The 19,042-nt window shown below is 71.3% G+C and carries 18 protein-coding genes; 14 read left to right on the top strand and 4 right to left on the bottom strand.

Annotated features, from left to right (window positions below):
• Positions 1 to 129: 129 nt before the first annotated feature.
• The 4 genes from P3G67_RS06835 (at position 130) to P3G67_RS06820 (ending at position 4,987) form a co-directional block, all read left to right on the top strand.
• Positions 130 to 1,350 (top strand): argininosuccinate synthase, encoded by a 1,221-nt coding sequence (locus P3G67_RS06835; protein WP_269854969.1) that lies wholly within the window; start codon positions 130 to 132, stop codon positions 1,348 to 1,350.
• Positions 1,347 to 2,771 carry an argininosuccinate lyase gene (gene argH, locus P3G67_RS06830; RefSeq protein WP_276092644.1) on the top strand — a complete coding sequence of 475 codons (1,425 nt, stop codon included), beginning with the start codon at positions 1,347 to 1,349 and terminating at the stop codon, positions 2,769 to 2,771. The genes P3G67_RS06835 and argH overlap by 4 nt, the downstream gene beginning before the upstream one ends.
• 132 nt (positions 2,772 to 2,903) lie before the next feature.
• Positions 2,904 to 3,452: a TetR/AcrR family transcriptional regulator gene (locus P3G67_RS06825; RefSeq protein ID WP_276092643.1), complete on the top strand. Its 549-nt coding sequence runs from the start codon at positions 2,904 to 2,906 to the stop codon at positions 3,450 to 3,452.
• Positions 3,449 to 4,987: an MFS transporter gene (locus P3G67_RS06820; protein ID WP_276092642.1), complete on the top strand. Its 1,539-nt coding sequence runs from the start codon at positions 3,449 to 3,451 to the stop codon at positions 4,985 to 4,987. Before P3G67_RS06825 ends, P3G67_RS06820 begins: the two co-directional genes overlap by 4 nt.
• A 112-nt stretch (positions 4,988 to 5,099) precedes the next feature.
• On the opposite strand, the gene P3G67_RS06815 is transcribed toward P3G67_RS06820, so the two are convergent.
• Positions 5,100 to 5,768 (bottom strand): lysophospholipid acyltransferase family protein, encoded by a 669-nt coding sequence (locus P3G67_RS06815; protein WP_269854965.1) that lies wholly within the window; start codon positions 5,766 to 5,768, stop codon positions 5,100 to 5,102.
• A 203-nt stretch (positions 5,769 to 5,971) separates the two neighbouring features.
• On the opposite strand from P3G67_RS06815, the gene P3G67_RS06810 reads away from it, so the two are divergent.
• A complete protein-coding gene (locus tag P3G67_RS06810) occupies positions 5,972 to 6,487 on the top strand; it encodes a sigma-70 family RNA polymerase sigma factor (RefSeq protein WP_391858208.1) in 516 nt (171 codons plus the stop codon).
• A gap of 250 nt (positions 6,488 to 6,737) precedes the next feature.
• Entirely contained in the window at positions 6,738 to 7,241 is a 504-nt protein-coding gene (locus P3G67_RS06805) for a GNAT family N-acetyltransferase (RefSeq protein WP_269854964.1), read from the top strand.
• Positions 7,242 to 7,248: 7 nt separating this feature from the next.
• Here the strand turns inward: P3G67_RS06805 and P3G67_RS06800 are convergent, their stop codons facing one another.
• Positions 7,249 to 7,695 (bottom strand): hypothetical protein, encoded by a 447-nt coding sequence (locus P3G67_RS06800; protein ID WP_276092641.1) that lies wholly within the window; start codon positions 7,693 to 7,695, stop codon positions 7,249 to 7,251.
• On the bottom strand, positions 7,688 to 8,056 hold the full coding sequence (locus P3G67_RS06795; protein ID WP_269854962.1) for a hypothetical protein: 369 nt from the start codon (positions 8,054 to 8,056) through the stop codon (positions 7,688 to 7,690). Before P3G67_RS06795 ends, P3G67_RS06800 begins: the two co-directional genes overlap by 8 nt.
• Before the next feature lie 116 nt (positions 8,057 to 8,172).
• On the opposite strand from P3G67_RS06795, the gene P3G67_RS06790 reads away from it, so the two are divergent.
• The 5 genes from P3G67_RS06790 to P3G67_RS06770 all read left to right on the top strand — a co-directional run bounded on the left by P3G67_RS06790 (position 8,173) and on the right by P3G67_RS06770 (position 12,085).
• A complete protein-coding gene (locus tag P3G67_RS06790; protein WP_276092640.1) occupies positions 8,173 to 8,826 on the top strand; it encodes an HAD-IA family hydrolase in 654 nt (217 codons plus the stop codon).
• Between the two features lie 276 nt (positions 8,827 to 9,102).
• Positions 9,103 to 9,228, top strand: a complete 126-nt coding sequence (locus tag P3G67_RS06785; protein ID WP_269854960.1) for a hypothetical protein — start codon at positions 9,103 to 9,105, stop codon at positions 9,226 to 9,228.
• Between the two features lie 106 nt (positions 9,229 to 9,334).
• On the top strand, positions 9,335 to 10,393 hold the full coding sequence (locus P3G67_RS06780; RefSeq protein WP_276092639.1) for a methionine ABC transporter ATP-binding protein: 1,059 nt from the start codon (positions 9,335 to 9,337) through the stop codon (positions 10,391 to 10,393).
• A complete protein-coding gene (locus P3G67_RS06775) occupies positions 10,390 to 11,067 on the top strand; it encodes a methionine ABC transporter permease (RefSeq protein ID WP_269854958.1) in 678 nt (225 codons plus the stop codon). The genes P3G67_RS06780 and P3G67_RS06775 overlap by 4 nt, the downstream gene beginning before the upstream one ends.
• A 163-nt stretch (positions 11,068 to 11,230) precedes the next feature.
• Positions 11,231 to 12,085: a MetQ/NlpA family ABC transporter substrate-binding protein gene (locus P3G67_RS06770; RefSeq protein ID WP_276092638.1), complete on the top strand. Its 855-nt coding sequence runs from the start codon at positions 11,231 to 11,233 to the stop codon at positions 12,083 to 12,085.
• A gap of 36 nt (positions 12,086 to 12,121) precedes the next feature.
• Here P3G67_RS06770 and P3G67_RS06765 read toward each other — a convergent pair whose 3' ends face one another.
• On the bottom strand, positions 12,122 to 12,892 hold the full coding sequence (locus tag P3G67_RS06765) for a class I SAM-dependent methyltransferase (RefSeq protein WP_276092637.1): 771 nt from the start codon (positions 12,890 to 12,892) through the stop codon (positions 12,122 to 12,124).
• 215 nt (positions 12,893 to 13,107) lie between these two features.
• On the opposite strand from P3G67_RS06765, the gene P3G67_RS06760 reads away from it, so the two are divergent.
• The 3 genes from P3G67_RS06760 (at position 13,108) to cobT (ending at position 18,993) form a co-directional block, all read left to right on the top strand.
• Entirely contained in the window at positions 13,108 to 13,758 is a 651-nt protein-coding gene (locus P3G67_RS06760; RefSeq protein ID WP_269854955.1) for a GNAT family N-acetyltransferase, read from the top strand.
• A 141-nt stretch (positions 13,759 to 13,899) separates the two neighbouring features.
• On the top strand, positions 13,900 to 15,114 hold the full coding sequence (cbiE, locus tag P3G67_RS06755; RefSeq protein ID WP_276092636.1) for a precorrin-6y C5,15-methyltransferase (decarboxylating) subunit CbiE: 1,215 nt from the start codon (positions 13,900 to 13,902) through the stop codon (positions 15,112 to 15,114).
• A 561-nt stretch (positions 15,115 to 15,675) separates the two neighbouring features.
• Positions 15,676 to 18,993: a nicotinate-nucleotide--dimethylbenzimidazole phosphoribosyltransferase gene (cobT, locus tag P3G67_RS06750; RefSeq protein ID WP_276092635.1), complete on the top strand. Its 3,318-nt coding sequence runs from the start codon at positions 15,676 to 15,678 to the stop codon at positions 18,991 to 18,993.
• Positions 18,994 to 19,042: the final 49 nt, after the last annotated feature.

Raw genomic sequence — 19,042 nt, 5'->3', positions numbered from 1 at the left:
GCGCCGGAGGCGCATGCTCCTGCCGCGCCGCGTTGATTTTCCATGCGGCACCCTGCATACTTATGCCACGTACCGCATGGATGTCCCCTCGGATGCCCTGCCCCACCTGCACTGTGAATGGAGAAAGCCGTGACCGAGCGCGTCGTACTCGCCTATTCCGGCGGCCTGGACACCTCCGTCTGCATCGGCTGGATCGCCGAGGAGACCGGCGCCGAGGTCATCGCCGTCGCCGTCGACGTCGGCCAGGGCGGCGAGGACCTGGACGTCATCCGCAAGCGGGCGCTGGCCTGCGGCGCGGTGGAGGCAGAGGTCGCCGATGCCAAGGACGAGTTCGCCGACGAGTACTGCCTCCCGGCGATCAAGGCCAACGCCCTGTACATGGACCGGTACCCGCTGGTCTCGGCGCTGTCCCGGCCGACCATCGTCAAGCACCTGGTGTCCGCCGCCAAGAAGCACGGCGCCGACACCGTCGCCCACGGCTGCACCGGCAAGGGCAACGACCAGGTGCGTTTCGAGGCCGGTATCGCCTCCCTCGCCCCCGATCTGAAGTGCGTCGCCCCGGTGCGGGACTACGCCATGACCCGGGACAAGGCGATCGCCTTCGCCGAGAAGGCGGGCCTGCCGATCGCCACCACCAAGAAGTCCCCGTACTCCATCGACCAGAACGTGTTCGGCCGGGCCGTGGAGACCGGGTTCCTTGAGGACATCTGGAACGCGCCGATCGAGGACATCTACGACTACACCGAGAACCCGGCCACCCCGCGCGACCCCGACGAGGTCGTCATCACCTTCAAGCACGGCGTCCCGGTGGCCATCGACGGCAAGGCGGTCAGCGTCCTGCAGGCCATCCAGCAGCTCAACGAGCGGGCCGGTGCGCAGGGCGTCGGGCGGATCGACATGGTCGAGGACCGGCTGGTCGGCATCAAGTCCCGGGAGGTCTACGAGGCCCCCGGCGCCATCGCCCTGATCACCGCGCACCAGGAGCTGGAGAGCGTCACCGTCGAGCGGGAACTCGCCCGCTACAAGCGGCAGGTGGAGCAGCGGTGGGGCGAACTGGTCTACGACGGCCTGTGGTTCTCCCCGCTCAAGCGGGCGCTGGACGGCTTCATCAACGAGGCCAACGAGCCCGTCTCCGGTGACATCCGGATGACGCTGCACGGTGGCCGGGCGGTCGTCACCGGCCGGCGGTCCGAGTCGTCGCTGTACGACTTCAACCTCGCCACCTACGACACCGGCGACACCTTCGACCAGTCGATGTCCAAGGGCTTCATCGAACTGTTCGGCATGTCCTCGAAGATCGCCGCACAGCGTGATCTGCGCGCTTCGCACGACGCGGACCTCGCCTCGTGAGTGAGAAGAACGACGTACGTCTGTGGGGCGGCCGGTTCGCGGACGGACCGGCCGACGCACTCGCAAGGCTTTCCGCCTCCGTCCACTTCGACTGGCGGCTGGCGCCGTACGACATCGCGGGATCCCGGGCGCACGCCCGGGTGCTGCACAAGGCCGGGCTGCTGACCGCGGACGAACTGGAGCGGATGCTGGTCGGCCTGGACGAACTGGAAGCCGATGTGGCGGACGGCTCCTTCACCGGGACCGTCGCCGACGAGGACGTGCACACGGCGCTGGAACGCGGCCTGCTGGAGCGGCTCGGCCCGGAACTCGGCGGCAAGCTGCGGGCGGGGCGGTCCCGCAACGACCAGATCGCCACGTTGTTCCGGATGTACCTGCGGGACCACGCGCGCATCATCGGCGGCCTGATCGCCGACCTGCAGCACGCCCTCGTGGGACTGGCCGAGGCGCACCCCGACGTCGCCATGCCCGGCCGTACCCACCTCCAGCACGCCCAGCCGGTGCTGTTCGCACACCATGTGCTGGCGCATGTCCAGGCGCTGTCCCGGGACGCGGAGCGGCTGCGGCAGTGGGACGAGCGCACGGCGGTCTCCCCGTACGGCTCGGGGGCGCTGGCCGGTTCCTCGCTCGGCCTCGACCCGCAGGCGGTCGCCGCCGACCTGGGCTTCGAGCACGGATCGGCCGCCAACTCCATCGACGGCACCGCGTCGCGGGACTTCGTCGCCGAGTTCGCGTTCATCACCGCGATGATCGGCATCGACCTGTCGCGGATCGCGGAGGAGGTGATCATCTGGAACACGAAGGAGTTCTCCTTCGTCACCCTCCACGACGCCTTCTCCACCGGCTCGTCGATCATGCCGCAGAAGAAGAACCCGGACATCGCGGAGCTGGCCCGTGGCAAGTCCGGCCGCCTGATCGGCAATCTGACCGGTCTGCTGGCCACCTTGAAGGCGCTGCCGCTCGCGTACAACCGGGACCTTCAGGAGGACAAGGAGCCGGTCTTCGACTCCTGCGACCAACTGGAGATCCTGCTTCCGGCGTTCACCGGCATGATGGAGACGCTCACCGTCAACCGCGAGCGGATGGAGGAACTCGCCCCGGCGGGCTTCTCGTTGGCGACCGACGTCGCGGAGTGGCTGGTCAAGCAGGGTGTTCCGTTCCGAGTCGCGCACGAGGTGGCGGGCGAGTGCGTCAAGGTCTGCGAGACCGAGGGCATCGAACTGGATGAGCTGACGGATGATCAGTTCGCCGCGATCTCCGAGCACCTGACCCCCGACGTGCGAAGCGTCCTGAACGTGCACGGTGCGCTGGCCGCCCGGGACGGCCGCGGCGGCACGGCCCCCTCCGCCGTCGCCACCCAGCTCGCCGAGGTACACGAGGACCTGGCGATCCAGCGAGCCTGGTCCAACGCCAAGAACTGAGCCACCAGATCCCACTCCGGCCCGGCCGCCGCGACACGCGGAGACCGGGCCGGAGTCGTCGGAGCCGCCGCACGGCGAGGCGCGAACATTCAAATTGAGACACTCATGTCTCGTATGCATTATTCTGGTCTCATGAGTTTCGATCGTGAACAGGTGCTGCGGGAGGCCGCCGCGCTGCTGACGCGTAAGGCGACCGCCTCCATGGACGAGATCGCCAAGGCGGCGGGGGTCAGCCGGGCGACCCTGCACCGGTACTTTCCGGGCCGTGACGCGTTGGTCCGGGCGCTTGGCGCGCTCGGCGTCGAGCAACTGGAGGAGCGGCTGGACGCCGCCCGTATCGAGGAGGGCGATCCGGTCGAGGCGGTGCGGCGGCTGATCGGGGAGGCCATGCCGGTCTCCGGTTTCCTGGCCTTCCTCTACGGCGAGAACCAGCTCTACGAGGTCGCGGAGATCGACGAGGGATGGGGCAGGATCGACGAGCGGGTCTCCGCGCTGTTCCGGCGCGGCCAGGAGCAGGGCTTCTTCCGATACGACCTGAGCCCCGCCTGGCTGTGCGAGGCGCTGTACGCGCTGATCGCCGCCTCAGGCTGGTGTGTGCAGGACGGCAAGGTGGCCTCGCGCGACTCGGCGCGCATGGTCGGCGAACTGCTGCTCGGCGGAATGCTGCGGGAGCGGTCATGACCTCGCAGGTGTCCGAGTCCACCCCCACGGAAGCGGCGCCCCGGCGTCCGCACCCCGCGCGCTGGTGGGCGCTCGCGGTACTGACCCTGGCCCTGCTGCTGGTCGCGGTGGACGCGACCGTGCTGGGCCTGGCGATGCCGTTCCTCAGTGAGCAACTACGGCCGTCCTCCACCGAGTTGCTGTGGATCGGTGACGTCTACTCCTTCGTCATCGCCGGACTGCTGGTCTCCATGGGCAGCCTCGGCGACCGCATCGGCCGAAAGAGGCTGCTGCTCAGCGGCGCCGCCGCGTTCGGTGCGCTGTCGGTGCTGGCCGCGTACTCCGCCACGCCCGGCATGCTGATAGCCGCCCGGGCGCTGCTGGGTGTCGCGGGCGCGACGCTGATGCCGTCCACCCTGGCGCTGATCCGCAACCTGTTCAGCGACCCGCGTGAGCGCAGCTTCGCCATCGGTGTGTGGGGCTCCGCCTCGATGGCGGGCGCCGCGGCCGGTCCGGTGGTCGGCGGCTTCCTGCTGGAACACTTCTGGTGGGGCTCGGTCTTCCTGATCAACATCCCGGTGATGGCGGTGCTCATCGTGTTCGGCGCCAAGCTGCTGCCGGAGTCCCGCAACCCCGCACCCGGGCCCTGGGACCTGCCCAGTGTGCTGCTGTCACTGGTCGGTATGGCCGGCATCGTCTACGCGGTCAAGGAGACCGCCGCCTACGGGGTCGGAGCGGGCCACCTGGCGGCCGGTGCGGTCGGACTGCTGTGCGTCGCCGCGTTCGTACGGCGGCAACTGACCATCCCGGCACCGCTGTTGGACATGCGCCTGTTCCGCAACCGGGGCCTGAGCGCGTCGGTGCTGGCCGATCTGCTCACCGTGCTCGGCATGTCCGGGCTGGTGTTCTTCCTCTCCCAGTTCCTCCAACTGGTGCAGGAGCGTTCGCCGCTGCAGGCCGGGCTCGCGGAGCTGCCGGCCACCGTGGGCGCCGTGGTCACCGGTCTGCTCGCGGGCAAGGCGGCCCGCCGCTACTCGGTGCGCGCCGTGGTCGCCGGAGGACTCGCGGCCATCGGGGTGGCGCTGGCGGCGCTGTTGGCGCTCACCCCGGACAGCGGATATCCGCTGGTGGGCGCGGTGCTGTTGGTCGTCGGGATCGGCGCGGGGTTCTCCTTCACCGTCACCGCGGACGTGATCTTGTCCTCGGTGCCCAAGGAGAACGCGGGTGCGGCGTCGGCCGTCTCGGAGACGGCGTACGAGTTGGGCGCCGCGCTCGGCATCGCCTTCCTGGGGTCGATCGTGACCAGTCGGTACGCGGGCATCGCCATCCCCGACGGAGTACCGGCGGGTGCGGCCGAGCAGGCGCGGCAGTCGTTGCCGGGTGCGATGGAGGCGGCGAATCTGCTGCCGCAGCAGACCGGTGACGCGCTGCGGGTCGCCGCGCAGAGCGCCTTCACCGACGGGGTGCGGGGGGCCGCCGCGGTCGGTGCGATCGTGTTGCTGCTCGCCGCTGTCTGGGCCTGGCGGATGCTGCGCGGGCAGACGCTGCGCTCGTAGGCGGCGGTGCCGAACGCACCAAGGCCCGACGAGGTTCCGCCGAACAGCCGGAAGGCGGGGGCGCCGAGCACCGGCGCACCCCGCCGCGAAGGGGCGGCCTAGCCGCCCGAGGCTAGGCCGCCTTCGCCTTGGTGGCGTAGACGTCCACGTACTCCTGGCCGGACAGACGCATCACATGGCTCATGACCTCGTCGGTCACCGCGCGCAGGACGTACCGGTCCCGGTCCATGCCCTCGTAGCGGGAGAAGTCGAGCGGCTCGCCGAACCGCACCGTCACCTGGGTGATGCGCGGCATGCCCGCACCGCCGGGCTGGACCCGGTCGGTGCCGATGGTGGCGCACGGTACCACCGGCGCGCCGGTCATCAGCGCCAGCCGGGCCACGCCGGTGCGGCCCCGGTACAGACGGCCGTCGGGGGAGCGGGTGCCCTCCGGGTAGATGCCGAACACCTTGCCCTCCTCCAGCACCCGCTTGCCCGTCATCAGCGCCGCGACCCCGCCGTTCGCGCCGTCCCGGTCCACCGGGATCATGCCCGAGGTGGTGAAGAACCAGGCCATCAGCCGACCCTTGACGCCCCGCCCGGTGACGTACTCGTCCTTGCCGATGAAGTAGACCGGTCGATCCACCACCAGCGACAGGAACAGCGAGTCGATGAAGGTGAGATGGTTCCCGGCGAGGATCACCGCACCACTCTCCGGGATGTTCTGCACACCCTCCACCCGTGGGCGGAACAGGACGCGCATCAGGAATCCGAGCAGCGCCTTGAGCAGAATGCGGGACAACGGGCCCTCCGGTCGGGGTCAGCCGATATGGGAAACGCTAGGCGGAAGAAGTGGAGCGGCAGCCACCGCGTCACTCCTGACGGGGACGATACTCGCGGCTACTGACGAGTTCCACGCCAGGTTCACCCACTTGGTACGCACGGTTGACAAGCGGCGCCGAAACCTTTCCCTGCCCCTCGTGCGAGTGATCTCCGTGTAACACGGTGCGCGCCCGCCATCCGCTGGGCATCTCCTCTGACATGGCGCCGATGCTCGACCTGATCAACGCGTACGCCCCGCTGCTGGCCGCCGAGGCCGCCGCGGAGGCCGGGAGCGGCGGGCTGGACCCGGCCGACCTCGAACAGGCCGTCTGGCTGAGGCTTTTGGAGCGCGGCCGGGCGCCCACCGACAGCGCGGCGTGGCTGCGCGAGGCGGTACACCGGGAGGCGCGCGAGGCCCGGCACAGGGCGCGGCGCGAGCTGCCGTACGAACCGGGGCACCTGGCGGCCGGGCCGTCGGTGGAGCACCAGGCGCTCGACGCCGAGCTGCGCCGTTCGCTGCGCGCCGTCATCCGGAAGCTGCCGGGCCGCTGCCCGCAGCTGTTATCCGCACTGTTGTCCCGTTCCGACCCCACTTACCGAGAAATTTCCCGGGAGTTGGGAATCTCACAGGGCAGCCTCGGTCCGCTGCGCTCGCGCTGTCTGGGTTGCCTGCGGGCCAGGCTCGGTTCGGAGGATTGAAAGGCCGCAACTACGGGGTAAGGAGCGGTAAACAGTCGGCGGCAGGGCGCTTGAGACGTGTCCGGAACAGCACCCGAAGCGGGGCAGAGACGGGCCAACCGCTCGCTCTCCCCGTCCGGACGACTGTGCGATCATCGGCGCCACGGAGGCGGGGCGAACCCGCGCCGCCTCCGGCAAACAGGGCAGACATCCCGGGCGTACACCCTCACCCACCCGCGTCCGGGAGAACACAAAGGGGAGGCCTGCGCACATGGGCATGAGCGTGACCATCTCTACGGCGACCGAGGACGACGCCGAGAAGATCCTCAAACTCCAGTACCTCTGCTACCAGCGGGAAGCCGAGCTGTACGGCGACTACGGCATCGAACCGCTGACCCAGACCCTGGCCGCGCTGCGCACCGAACTCGGCGAGGGCTGCGTACTGGTGGCCAGGCTCGGCGAGGAGGTCGTCGGCTCGGTGCGCGGCACGGTCGACTCCGACGGCACCGCCCGGATAGCGAAGCTGATCGTCCACCCGCGGATGCAACGGCACGGCCTGGGCGGCCGGTTGCTGGGGGCCATCGAGGAGCGGCTCGCCGCGGAGCGCGAGGCCAAGCGCTTCCAGCTGTTCACCGGCCACCGCAACGAGGGCAACCTGCGCCTGTACCGCCGGCTCGGCTACGCGCAGATCGGCACCGAGGAGATCAACCGCCGACTGAGCCTGGTCACCATGGAGAAGGCGGTCGAGGCGTCCTCGTTCGCCGCCAGCGCCTGACCGGCCACTACGCCTGGGGCTGCCCCGCCGTGCTCAACCGCTGCGGGGCGGCCTTGCGCAACCACAGCATCCCGGTCACCGGCAGCACCAGCGGAATGAACACATAGCCCATCCCGTAGTAGGACCACACGGTCTGGTCGGGGAACGCGGAGGAGTCCACGATGGTCAGCGTGCCCACCGCGAGCACGCCCGCCAGCTCCACCGCGCAGCACACCATCGCCAGCCGCCGGGCCGACTCCCCGCCGCGCACCAGCGACACCGTGATGAACGCGTAGACCACCGCGGCCACCGCGGACAGCACATACGCCAGCGGCGCCTCGTGGAACTGCGCGATCAACTGGTAGAGCGAACGCGATCCGGCGGCGACGGTGAACACCGCGTACAGCGAGACGATCAGCCGTCCCGGACCCTCGCCGATCTTCCGCGGCCGTTGTGTGGCCTGGCTCTCAGCCATGACCGCCTCCCCAGATGTCCAGCAGCCGCACCTGGAGCACGGCCAGAATCACTCCGCCTGCGGCCACCGTCGCCGATCCCCAACGGGTGCGCTCCAGCAGCGACATGAAGCCCGCCGCCGGAACGGTCAGCGCCGCGCCCACCAGATAGGCGACGAAGATCACCGTGCCGCCGTGCGGCTTGTGGCCGCCGGCCAACTCCACGATGCCCACCACCAGTTGGGCCAGTGCCAGTACGGACACCACGGCCATGCCGATGAAGTGCCAGTCCTTGGTGGACTGATCGCGGGCGGTCGCGTATCCGCACCACGCGGCGAGCAGCAGCGCGGCGACGGTGACCGCCACGGTGAGCGCGCCGATCACCGCACGCTCCGCACCGCGGAACGGACCGGACAGGGGTGTACGAGCATGCGGTGACTCTATTACGGGACGAAAGTCCGGATGCGCCGCCCCCACCCGGCCACATAGGGTCGCGGATCATGAGCCCCTCGCACTTCCGCACCGACGCCCTGCTGTTCGACATGGACGGAACGCTGGTCTCCTCGCTGGACTCCGTCGTCCGCTGCTGGACCCGCTGGGCGCGGGAGTACGGGATCGGCGCCGAGCGGTTCGCCCGGGTGCAACTGCACGGGCGGCCCGCGGTCGAGATCATCGCCGAGTTGCTGCCCGCCGAGCGGGTCCCGGAGGCGCTGGCCAGGATCGAGGAGCTCGAGGTCCAGGACGTCGACGGTCTGGTGGTGCTGCCCGGCACCCTCGCACTGCTGGCCTCGCTGCCCGCCGAGCGGTGGGCGGTGGTGACCTCGGCCACCCGGCGGCTGGCCGAGGCGCGGCTGGCGGCGGCCGGGATAGCCCCCGGCCTACTGGTGAGCGCCGGTGACGTGCGGCGTGGCAAGCCCGATCCGGAGCCGTTCCTGCTCGCCGCCGAGAAGCTGGGGTTCCGGCCGGGTCGGTGCACGGTGTTCGAGGACGCGCCCGCGGGCCTGCGGGCGGGCCGCGCGGCCGGGATGCGCACGGTGGCGTTGACCACAACCCACGACCCGGCGGAGCTGGACGCCGATGTGCTGGTCAGGGACCTCTCGCAGGTGTCCGCGCAGGTGGACGAGGTCGGCGTGACGCTGCGCTGCGACGGCTGAGCACACCGCCACCGGACACCACCGCGCTGTCCGCATGGCGGACAATCGGATCGGAATGCGGAACGTTCGAGTGCTGTCTGGTTTACTGGGGCGCATGACGACGACGAACAGCCGCAGCCGTGCGACCGAGGCGATGACGCCCGGTGTTCGTCGTATGTGTCGAATGTGCGAACTCTGAGGGCCCCTGCCTGAGCCTCGCGCCCCGAAGCGAGCAACCCCTACGGACAGAGCAGAGCGGCGTCCGCATCCGGACCGCTCCCGCACCACGGACACCCGATGACCAATCCAGTGCCCCGAGCCTTCGCCATGGCCACGGCGGCGAGCCGGCACATGTGCCTCGCGGCGATCAAGCGCTGCCGACTCGCCCACGACCCGCAGCCGCCGGGCACCCACTCCCTCTGACACACCGCCGCCTGGTGTACCCGGGCCGCGCCCTGCCGTAATCCGAGACGGACACATCCGTACGTGACGGACGCCCCGGCACGTACTCGACAGTGACGGAAACCCAGTGATCACCACCACGGGCCTGAGTAAGGTCTACCACTCGCGAGGTCGGGAGACAGTCGCTCTCGACGGCGTCGATCTACACGTCCGCGAGGGCGAGGTGTTCGGCGTCGTCGGCCGCAGCGGCGCCGGAAAGAGCACCCTGATCCGCTGCGTCAACCTGCTGGAGCGCCCCACCTCCGGCACCGTAGAGGTCGCCGGAACCGACCTGACCGCGCTGGCCGGTCGCTCCCGGCGTGCCAACGCGGCACTGCGCAGCGCCCGCAGCCAGATCGGCATGGTCTTCCAGCACTTCAACCTGCTGTCCGCGCGCACCGTGCAGGACAACGTCGAGCTGCCGCTGGAGATCCTCGGCATCTCAGGGCAGGAGCGGTCCCGCAAGGCGCTGGAACTGCTGGACCTGGTGGGCCTCGCCGACAAGGCGAAGGCCTACCCGGCACAGCTGTCCGGCGGCCAGAAGCAGCGGGTCGGCATCGCCCGCGCGCTGGCGGGCGACCCCAAGGTGCTGCTGTCCGACGAGGCCACCTCGGCGCTCGACCCGGAGACCACCCGCTCCATCCTCCAACTGCTGCGCGATCTCAACCAGCAGCTGGGACTGACCGTCCTGCTGATCACCCACGAGATGGACGTGGTCAAGGCGGTCTGCGACTCGGCCGCGCTGATGAAGGAAGGCCGCATCGTGGAATCCGGCACCGTAGCCGAACTGTTGGCGACCCCCGGTTCCGAACTCGCCCAGGAACTCTTCCCGGTTGGCGGCGAGCCCTCCGAGGAGGGCCGCACGGTGGTGGACCTCACCTTCCACGGTGAGGCGGCCACCCAGCCGGTCATCTCCCAACTCGCCCGCACCTACAACATCGACATCTCGATCCTCGGCGCGGCGATGGAGACCATCGGCGGTCGCCAGGTCGGCCGGATGCGGATCGAACTACCCGGCCGCTTCGAGGAGAACGTGGTGCCCATCGGGTTCCTGCGGGAGAAGGGCCTCCAGGTCGACGTCGCGCCGGTGAACGGCGCCGCCACGCCGAAGGCTGACGACACGCTGGTCAAGGAGGCCGCGAAGTGACCTGGGACGAGCTGCAGCCGATGCTGCTGCCCGCGTGTTGGGACACCATCTACATGGTGCTGTGGTCCGCGGCGATCGCGGTGATCGTCGGACTCCCGCTCGGTGTGCTGCTGGTGCTCACCGACCGCGGTGGACTGCTGCGGAACGCGGCGGTCAACAAGGTCGTCGGAGCGATCGTGAACGTCGGCCGCTCGCTGCCGTTCATCATCCTGATGGTCGCGCTGATCCCCTTCACCCGGTACGTGATCGGCACCAGCATCGGCGCCGAGGCGGCGATCGTGCCGCTGGCGGTGGGCGCCATCCCGTTCTTCGCCCGCCTGGTGGAGACCGCGATACGCGAGGTCGACCACGGCCTTGTGGAGGCGGTGCAGTCGATGGGCGGCGGCACCTGGACCGTGGTGCGCAAGGTGCTGCTGCCGGAGGCGCTGCCCTCGCTGGTGTCCGGGCTGACCACCACCGCGGTGGCGCTGGTCGGCTACACCGCGATGGCGGGCGCGGTCGGCGCGGGCGGCCTGGGTGACCTGGCGATCCGCTACGGCTACCAGCGCTTCGAGACCAACGTCATGCTGATCACTCTGGTCATCCTGGTCGTCCTGGTCACCGCCATCCAGTTGCTCGGCGACCTGGCCGCCAGCTCCCTGGCCCGCCGCGGCAGACGAGCCGCGGCAGCGTAGGCGACCGGGCACAGGCCCCGAGGGGCGCCTGGGGACGCGGCCCCGGACAGGGCGACGGGGGGCGAAGTTCCCCGAAAAAGCCAGGGGCTTGGGGGAGCAGCCCCCGAAGTTTCCCCGCAGTACAGGAAATCGGGCCCAGCGCCCATAACGAAAGGCACTTTTCGTGCGTACCGCAACCAAGTTCACCACCTCCCTGCTCGCCGCCGCGGCCCTCGCGTTCGGTGCCACCGCCTGCGCGTCCTCGTCCGACGGTTCGAGCGCGCAGCAGAAGGGTGCCGACGCGCCGCTGATCGTGGCCGCGAGCCCCACCCCGCACGCCAAGATCCTCGACTTCGTCCGGGACCACCTGGCCGCGAAGGCCGGACTCAAGCTGGAGGTCAGGGAGTTCACCGACTACGTGCTGCCGAACACCGCCACCGAGAACGGCGACGTCGGCGCCAACTTCTTCCAGCACAAGCCCTACCTGGACGACTTCAACAAGAAGAACGGCACCCACATCGTGCCGGTGGTGAACGTCGAGCTGGAGCCGCTGGGCCTGTACTCGCACAAGGCGAAGTCGGTCAAGGACATCAAGGACGGCGCCACCGTCGCCGTCCCCAACGACACGACCAACGAGGGCCGCGCCTTCAAGCTGCTGGCCGCCAACGGGCTGCTCACCCTCAAGCCCGGCACCGGCAACGACGCCACCCCGGCGTCGGTGGCCGACAACCCCAAGCACCTGAAGTTCAAGGAGCTGGAGGCCGCCCAGCTGCCGCGCGCCCTCGACGACGTGGACGCCGCGATCATCAACGGCAACTACGCGATAGGCGACAACCTCAACCCGTCCAAGGACGCCCTGGTGCTGGAGAAGGCGGAGGGCAACCCCTACGCCAACTTCCTCGCGGTCAAGGAGGGCAACCAGAACGACCCGCGGGTCCAGAAGCTCGCCAGGCTGCTCAACTCCGACGCGGTCAAGCAGTACATCGAGCAGACCTTCAAGGGCGCGGTCGTCCCGGCCTTCGGCAAGCCCGCCGCCTGAGAGGCACCGTGCACCGGCGGCCGTGGCGCTGCGACGCTACGGCCGCCAGTGCGCCCAGTACACATCCGTGGTGTACGGCATCTCCAGGCGGTCGTCATCACGCATCGCACCCTGGCGCTTGAGCAGGTCCACGGCCTGCGCCCGTACCTGCTCCTGCTCGGCCCCGCCCAGCACCACGATGTGGCTGGACGACATCATCCGCTCCACCACGTCCGCCACCGTCGTGGGGTGCGGGTTCGGCCAGTGCCGCTCGCGCAGTTCGCTCCAGCCGGGGCGGCCGGTGAAGACCTGCCGCCAACCGTCGTCCAGCGGACTGGGCAGATCACGCGGCGCACAGCGGAAGTAGATGTCCTGGAACTCGCGCACCCACGGCACCGAGGTGTCATACGTGTTCCACACCAGCCCGAGCGCACCACCCGGCCGCAACAGGCGCTCCACCTCGGAGAGCGCCTGCCCACCGGAGAACCAGTGCCAGGACTGCGCCGCCACCACGGCGTCCGCGCAGCCGTCCGCCAGGCCGGTCGCCTCCGCCGTACCGGCCGTCACCGCCACCCCCGGCAGCAGTTCCGCCAGCCGGTCACGCATCTGAGCGACCGGCTCCACCGCGATCACCTCGGCACCGGTCAGCGCCAGCAGACGGGTGAACTTCCCCGTACCCGCGCCCAGATCGACGACCGTGCGTCCGGCCTCCAGCGGCAGCGCGTCGGCCAGCTCCGCGAGCGAGGCCATGGGGTAGGAGGGCCGCGACCGCTCATAGCCGCCCGCCGAACGCTGGTAACCGATTCCTGCTGCGTGGTGGATCGTCACGCGGGCAGACGGTAGCAGGAGCCAGTGACGGGAAGGGGTACGGGCGGGGTCCGCACGGTACCCCGAAGGCCCTTTGGACCAGCGGCAATCCACGGCCGCACGGACACCGCGCACGGATCGGCGGCCCGGTACCCCGCACTGCGCGGACCGCGCCCGATGTTGCATGCTGTGCTCTTTACACGGCTCTTTCCACGGGGCTCGGCGAGGAGCGGCGAATGACAACCACCTTCCCGGACATCTTCCCGGACATCTCGATCAGTACGGAACGGCTCTCCCTGCGTCCGTTCGACGAGGAGGACATCCCGGCGCTGGCGGAGATGATGAACGACGAACTGGTCGTCGCCTGGTCGCCCGTGCCGCACCCGTACACCAGGTCCGACGCCCGGCACTGGGTCACCAGCACCGCGCCCGCGGAACGCGCCTCGGGGCGCGGAATCGTCTTCGCGGTCAGCGAGTTCCTCACCCAGCGGCTGGTCGGCACCATCCACCTGTACGACACCGACTGGCGCTGCCGCAGCACCGAGATCGGCTACATCACCGCCCCCTGGGCGCGCGGTGAGGGCTACGCCTCGGAGGCGGTGCTGGCCACCGCCCAATGGCTCTTCCACGACCAGCGCTTCGAACGCCTGGAGTTGCGCACGGCGGCCGACAACACGGCCTCCCAGCAGGTGGCCCAGAAGATCGGCTGCATCAGCGAGGGCGTGCTGCGCAACGCCGGCATAGTGCGCAGCCGGTGCGCGGACGGCCGTTGGACCGAGTCGCGCACCGATCTGATCGTGTGGAGCCTGCTGCCCGAGGACCTCGACGGGGTCGCGGGCCGGGTGATGGACGACTCCGGATACGCCGCCTATCCCGACTGGCGCTGATCCGCCCGCTCGGCGTGTGCACCGGGTGCTCCCGTGCCTGGCCAGATCCGGCCGGGATACTGTGTCATGCCAGGTCTGCACCTGGTTCTGGCGACAACGCCCCGACAGCACAGTCAACGACACGCCGAACGAAGGACGACGATGGCGGACCGGGTCACGGTGATCGGGTGGGACGGTACGCCGCTTACCGCGGCGGCACTATCCGCGCTCGGCGCGGCCACTTTGGTGGCCGGAGCGCGCCACCACCTCGCGCTGCCCGACGTGCCCGCCGACGCCGAGCGCGTGCTGCTCGGCAGCATCGACCTCGCCGCCCGCCGCATCGCCGCGCACCGCGGCACCGCGGTGGTCCTCGCCGACGGCGACCCCGGCTACTTCGGTGTGGTACGGGCGCTGCGCAAGCCCGAGCACGGCCTGGAGGTCGAGGTGGTGCCTGCCGTCTCCTCCGTCGCCCAGGCCTTCGCCCGCGCCGGAATGCCGTGGGACGACGCCCGCGTCGTCGTCGCGCACAGCCGCACGCTGCGGCGCGCCGTGAACGTGGTCCGGGCGTACCCGAAGGTCGCGGTGCTCACCGCGCCGGGCGCCGGGCCCGCCGAACTCGCCCTGCTGCTCGGCGGAGTGCACCGCACGTTCGTCATCTGCGAGGCGCTGGGCACCGAGCGCGAGGAGGTCACCGTGCTCACCTCGGACAAGGTCGCCGACCACACCTGGCGCGACCCCAACGTGGTGCTGGTGATCGGCGGCGGCTCGGCCACCGAGAGCAGCGGCTGGATCGCGGGCCAGGACCCCGGCTACCCGGGCGAACTACGCGGCTGGGCGCTGCCGGAGGAGCGGTACGCACAGGAACCCGCACCCGGCCCCGCCGGCGCCCAACGGTCCGCGCAGCTGCGCGCCCTGCAACTGGCCCGGCTCGGGCCGCGCACCGGCGACCTGCTGTGGGACATCGGAGCGGGCAACGGCGCGTTGGCGGTGGAGGCCGCCCGCCTCGGCGCCGCGGTCATCGCGGTGGACCAGGACGCCGACGCCTGCGCCCGGATCACCGCCAACGCCCGCCGCTACGGCGTGCAACCGCAGGTGGTGGAGGGCGCCGCGCCGCACGTCCTGGAGGACCTGCCGGAGCCGGACGTCGTGCGCGTCGGCGGTGGCGGGGCGGATGTGGTCGCGGCCTGCGCGGCGCGTAAACCGGAACGTATCGCCGCCAGCGCGACAACACGCGACGAAGCGGAGCGCGTTGGTCAGGTGCTGGCCGAAGCCGGTTACGCGGTGGAGCGTGCGCTACTCCAGTCGGTGGAACTCGACGAGGAGTGGGCGGAGCGGGAACGCTCGACGGTCTTCCTGCTGTGCGGCACACGAATGTGACGAACATTTGTCTGATGGTGGCGGGGGCTTGGACCACGTTCGGGTGATCGCGCGGTAGGCTGGCGGACCGTTGTGCCGCCTACCGGTGGCGATGTGGTGTTGACACGGTGTCGGCCCGCCTCGTCCCCGGCGGTGAGCGCGGCGTCGGCGGCGGGTTCCCCGTGCCGCAGGCCAGCGGAGTGGCGCAGTCCACAGCGCCCGGATGGCGAGTTGGGTGGTCGAGGCGCACGGCCGACCGGGACAATGAACGTCCGGGGGGTCGTCACGCATCGCCACGCGTGCTCGTTCTCCCTGTGACCGCCCGGCACAGGAGCGCGTACCGCGAGCCTGCCGCCGGTCGGTCCGAAGGCCCGGCTCGTACCGCCGAAGCCGCCGGCGCATCACGGGGCTGGAAGGATCGATACCGATGGGCGAGGGGCACGCATGACTGACACCGGTGCCGGAGCGGCGAGCCGACACGCTCGCGGAGTGGACGGTGAAGCGGAGCGAGCCGCCCACGGAGCGGGCGCGGAGGCGAACCCGGCCACGGGGTGGGTCCCCGCTGAGGGACTGCCCGAAACCATGGCCGCAGAAGCGGTTCCGCAGCCGCACGCCGGGCTGACCGACGCGGCGGCCACGGGCGCGCCGCAGTCCGGACACGGCTGGAGCACCGAGGCGTTCCTGGCCCCCGCCACACCCGTGTTCACCTTCCTCGACCAGCCGGACGGCGAGCCGTCGGTGGCCGTCGACGACGAGGACGACCTGCTGCTGATGCCCGCCCCGCAGGGCTCGTGGGGCGACCCGCAGCCGGTCCCCGCGCAACCGTCACCGCCGGTGGCGCCGGCAGTGCCGCAGCAGCCGGTCGCACCGGCGCCCGTCGAGCCCGAGCCGGTCGCGATGGACCCGGCCGTCGCACCGCTGGACGGCGAACAGCACTCGGGCGCGGCCGACTTCACGGCGCCCGCCACTTCGACCTCCGGCACGGCCGGGCAGGCCGCACCGCCCCGCCGCCCGCTGAACATGGGGCCGCCGACGCCCGTCGGCATGCCCAACCCCTCGACGGAGGCCGTGGGCGGGGTCTCCGTGCGCTCGCTTTCCGAACGCGGCCCGGCGCCCGCGCCCGCCGCTGCGGTGCCCGTGCACCAGCCGGAGCCGCAGCTCGCCCCGGACACGGTTGACCAGGCCGCCGAGCCCGCGTACCTCGACTCCCCGGCCGAGCAGGCCGCCGCGATCCCGGCCCAGCAGACCGCGGAGGCGCCGGTGTCCGGTGGCCCGTGGGTCGCCGCGGACGCGACGGCGGGAGCCGCGGTCGGCGACGCCGAGGCGGTGGGCGCGGACGAGCCCGTGAACGCCATGCCGGTCGAGGCCGAAGCGCCCGTTCCAAGCGCGGCTGAGGTCTCGGCTCCGGCTGTGGAAGCGCCGGTTGCCGAGGCGCCCGCTGCGGCGGAGACCGCGGTTCCGGCTGAGGCTCCGGCTGCGGCTGAGGCTCCGGTTCCGGTGGAGCCGGTGCGGCAGGTGGGGGAGGAGGCCGCGGCTCCGGCCGCTGCCGCCGACCCGCTCGCGGCCTCGGCGGAGCCCGCGGCTTCGGCGGAGGTTGTGGCGCAGGACCCCGTTCAGGCCGCGCCGGAAACCGACGCTCCGGCCGCCGCCCCGGAGGAGGGCGCCGCCGCGCCCGCCGAGGAGACGCCCGCCCAGCCGCAGCCCGTGGCGCCGGTCGCCGAGGCGCAGCCGGCTCCCCTGCAGGGCACGCCCGTCACGCCCCCCGTGGTCGCCGAGCCGGTCCCCGGGACGCCGCAGAACGCCCCGGCCGACGAGCCGGGCGGCCTCGCTGACCTGGACCGCGAGCCCATCGTCCCGCCCGCCCCGGTACTGGTCCAGAACGAGCCGGTGACCGAGGCGGCGCCGAACAACTCGACACCGGAGACGGACACTTCGGGCGAAGCGCCCGCTTCAGACGCCGCCGCACCGCAGCAGCCCACGACCGACGAGCCCGCCGCGGACACCCCCGAGCCGCTCGCGGAACCGGCCGCCGACGAGCAGCCGGAGCGGACCGTCGCCGAGCCGCAGGCCGCGCCGGAACCTCGGCCGCAGGGGGCCGAACAGCCCTCCGCCGCCGAGCCGGTACCGCCCGTCGCCGAACCCGCGTCGGGAGAGGCCGAGCCGGTCGGGATCGCCACCGGCTACGACGAGGCCGTACGCGAGGCCGTGCACCGTGTCATCCGGGAGCGCCGCGACATCCGCAACGGCTTCCGCCCGGACCCGATTCCGCACGAGGTGCTGCTGCGGGTACTGGAAGCGGCGCACACCGCGCCCAGTGTCGGGCACTCGCAGCCGTGGGACTTCGTGGTCATCCGGTCCACCCAGACCCGCGAGAAGATGCACGCCCTGGCGATGAAGCAGCGCGACGCCTACGCCAAGTCGCTGCCGAAGGCCCGCGCCAAGCAGTTCCGCGAGCTGAAGATCGAGGCGATCCTCGAAACGCCGGTGAACATCGTGGTCACCGCCGACCCGACGCGTGGCGGCCGGCACACCCTGGGCCGTCACACGCAGCCGCAGATGGCCCCGTACAGTTCGGCGCTGGCGGTGGAGAACCTCTGGCTGGCCGCCCGCGCCGAGGGGCTCGGCGTCGGCTGGGTCAGCTTCTTCGACGAGCGCGAGATGGTCCGCGAACTCGGCCTGCCCGAGCACCTGGAGGTCGTCGCCTACCTGTGCGTCGGGTACGTGGACGAGTTCCCCGAGGAGCCCGAGCTGATGCAGGCGGGCTGGTCCAAGCGCCGTCCGCTGTCCTGGGTGGTGCACGAGGAGGAGTACGGCCGCCGGGCGCTGCCCGGTGAGCAGCCGCACGACCTGCTCGACGAAACCCTGCGCGGCATCCGCCCGTTGGACGCCAAGGCGCTCGGCGAGGCGTGGGAGCGGCAGAAGCGGATGACCAAGCCGTCCGGTGCGCTCGGCATGTTGGAGATCATCTCCGCGCAGCTGTGCGGGCTGTCCCGGCAGTGCCCGCCGCCGATCCCGGAGCCCGCCGCCGTGGCGATCTTCGCGGGTGACCATGGGGTGCACGCCCAGGGGGTGACCGCCTGGCCGCAGGAGGTCACCGCGCAGATGGTGGCCAACTTCCTTGGTGGCGGCGCGGTGTGCAACGCGTTCGCCAACCAGGTCGGAGCCGAGGTGTGCGTGGTGGACGTCGGCGTGGCAGCCGAACTGCCCACCACGCCCGGCCTGTTGCCGCGCAAGGTCCGGCACGGCACCGGTGACTTCACCACCGGTCCGGCGATGACCCGCGAAGAGGTGCTGCGGGCGATCGAGGTCGGCATCGAGACCGCCCGCGACCTGGTGGCGGCGGGCAACAAGGCGCTGCTCACCGGTGAGATGGGCATCGCCAACACCACCGCGTCCGCGGCCTTGATCTCCGTCTACACCGGCGCCGACCCGACCGAGGTGACCGGCCGCGGCACCGGGATCAACGACGAGATGCACGCCCGCAAGGTCGATGTGGTGCGCCGGGCCCTGGAGTTGCACCAGCCCGACCCGACCGACCCCATCGGTGTGCTCGCCGCGATCGGCGGCCTGGAGCACGCCGCCATGGTCGGCCTGGTGCTGGGCGGTGCGTCGCTGCGCACGCCGGTGATCCTGGACGGGGTCAGCGCCGGGGCCGCCGCGCTGGTGGCCCGGGCCATCGCGCCGGAGGCGCTGGCCGCGTGCATCGCCGGTCACCGCAGCGCGGAGCCCGGCCATGTGGCGGCGCTGACCAAGCTGGGCTTGCGCCCGCTGGTCGACCTCGACCTGCGGCTCGGCGAGGGCACCGGCGCGTTGCTGGCGCTGCCGCTGGTGCAGAGCGCGGCCCGGGTGATGCACGAGGTCGCGACGTTCGACTCCGCGGGCGTCACCGAGAAGGACTGACCCGGGGAGGGCTTGGCCCTCCCCGGCCTCCGGGGCTTGTCCGGCCTCC

Source organism: Streptomyces silvisoli, assembly GCF_029269905.1.
In the GTDB taxonomy this organism is placed as follows: domain Bacteria; phylum Actinomycetota; class Actinomycetes; order Streptomycetales; family Streptomycetaceae; genus Streptantibioticus_A; species Streptantibioticus_A silvisoli_A.
The sequence above is the reverse complement of the archived record's forward strand: the minus strand, read 5'-3'. Positions and strand labels throughout refer to the sequence as shown.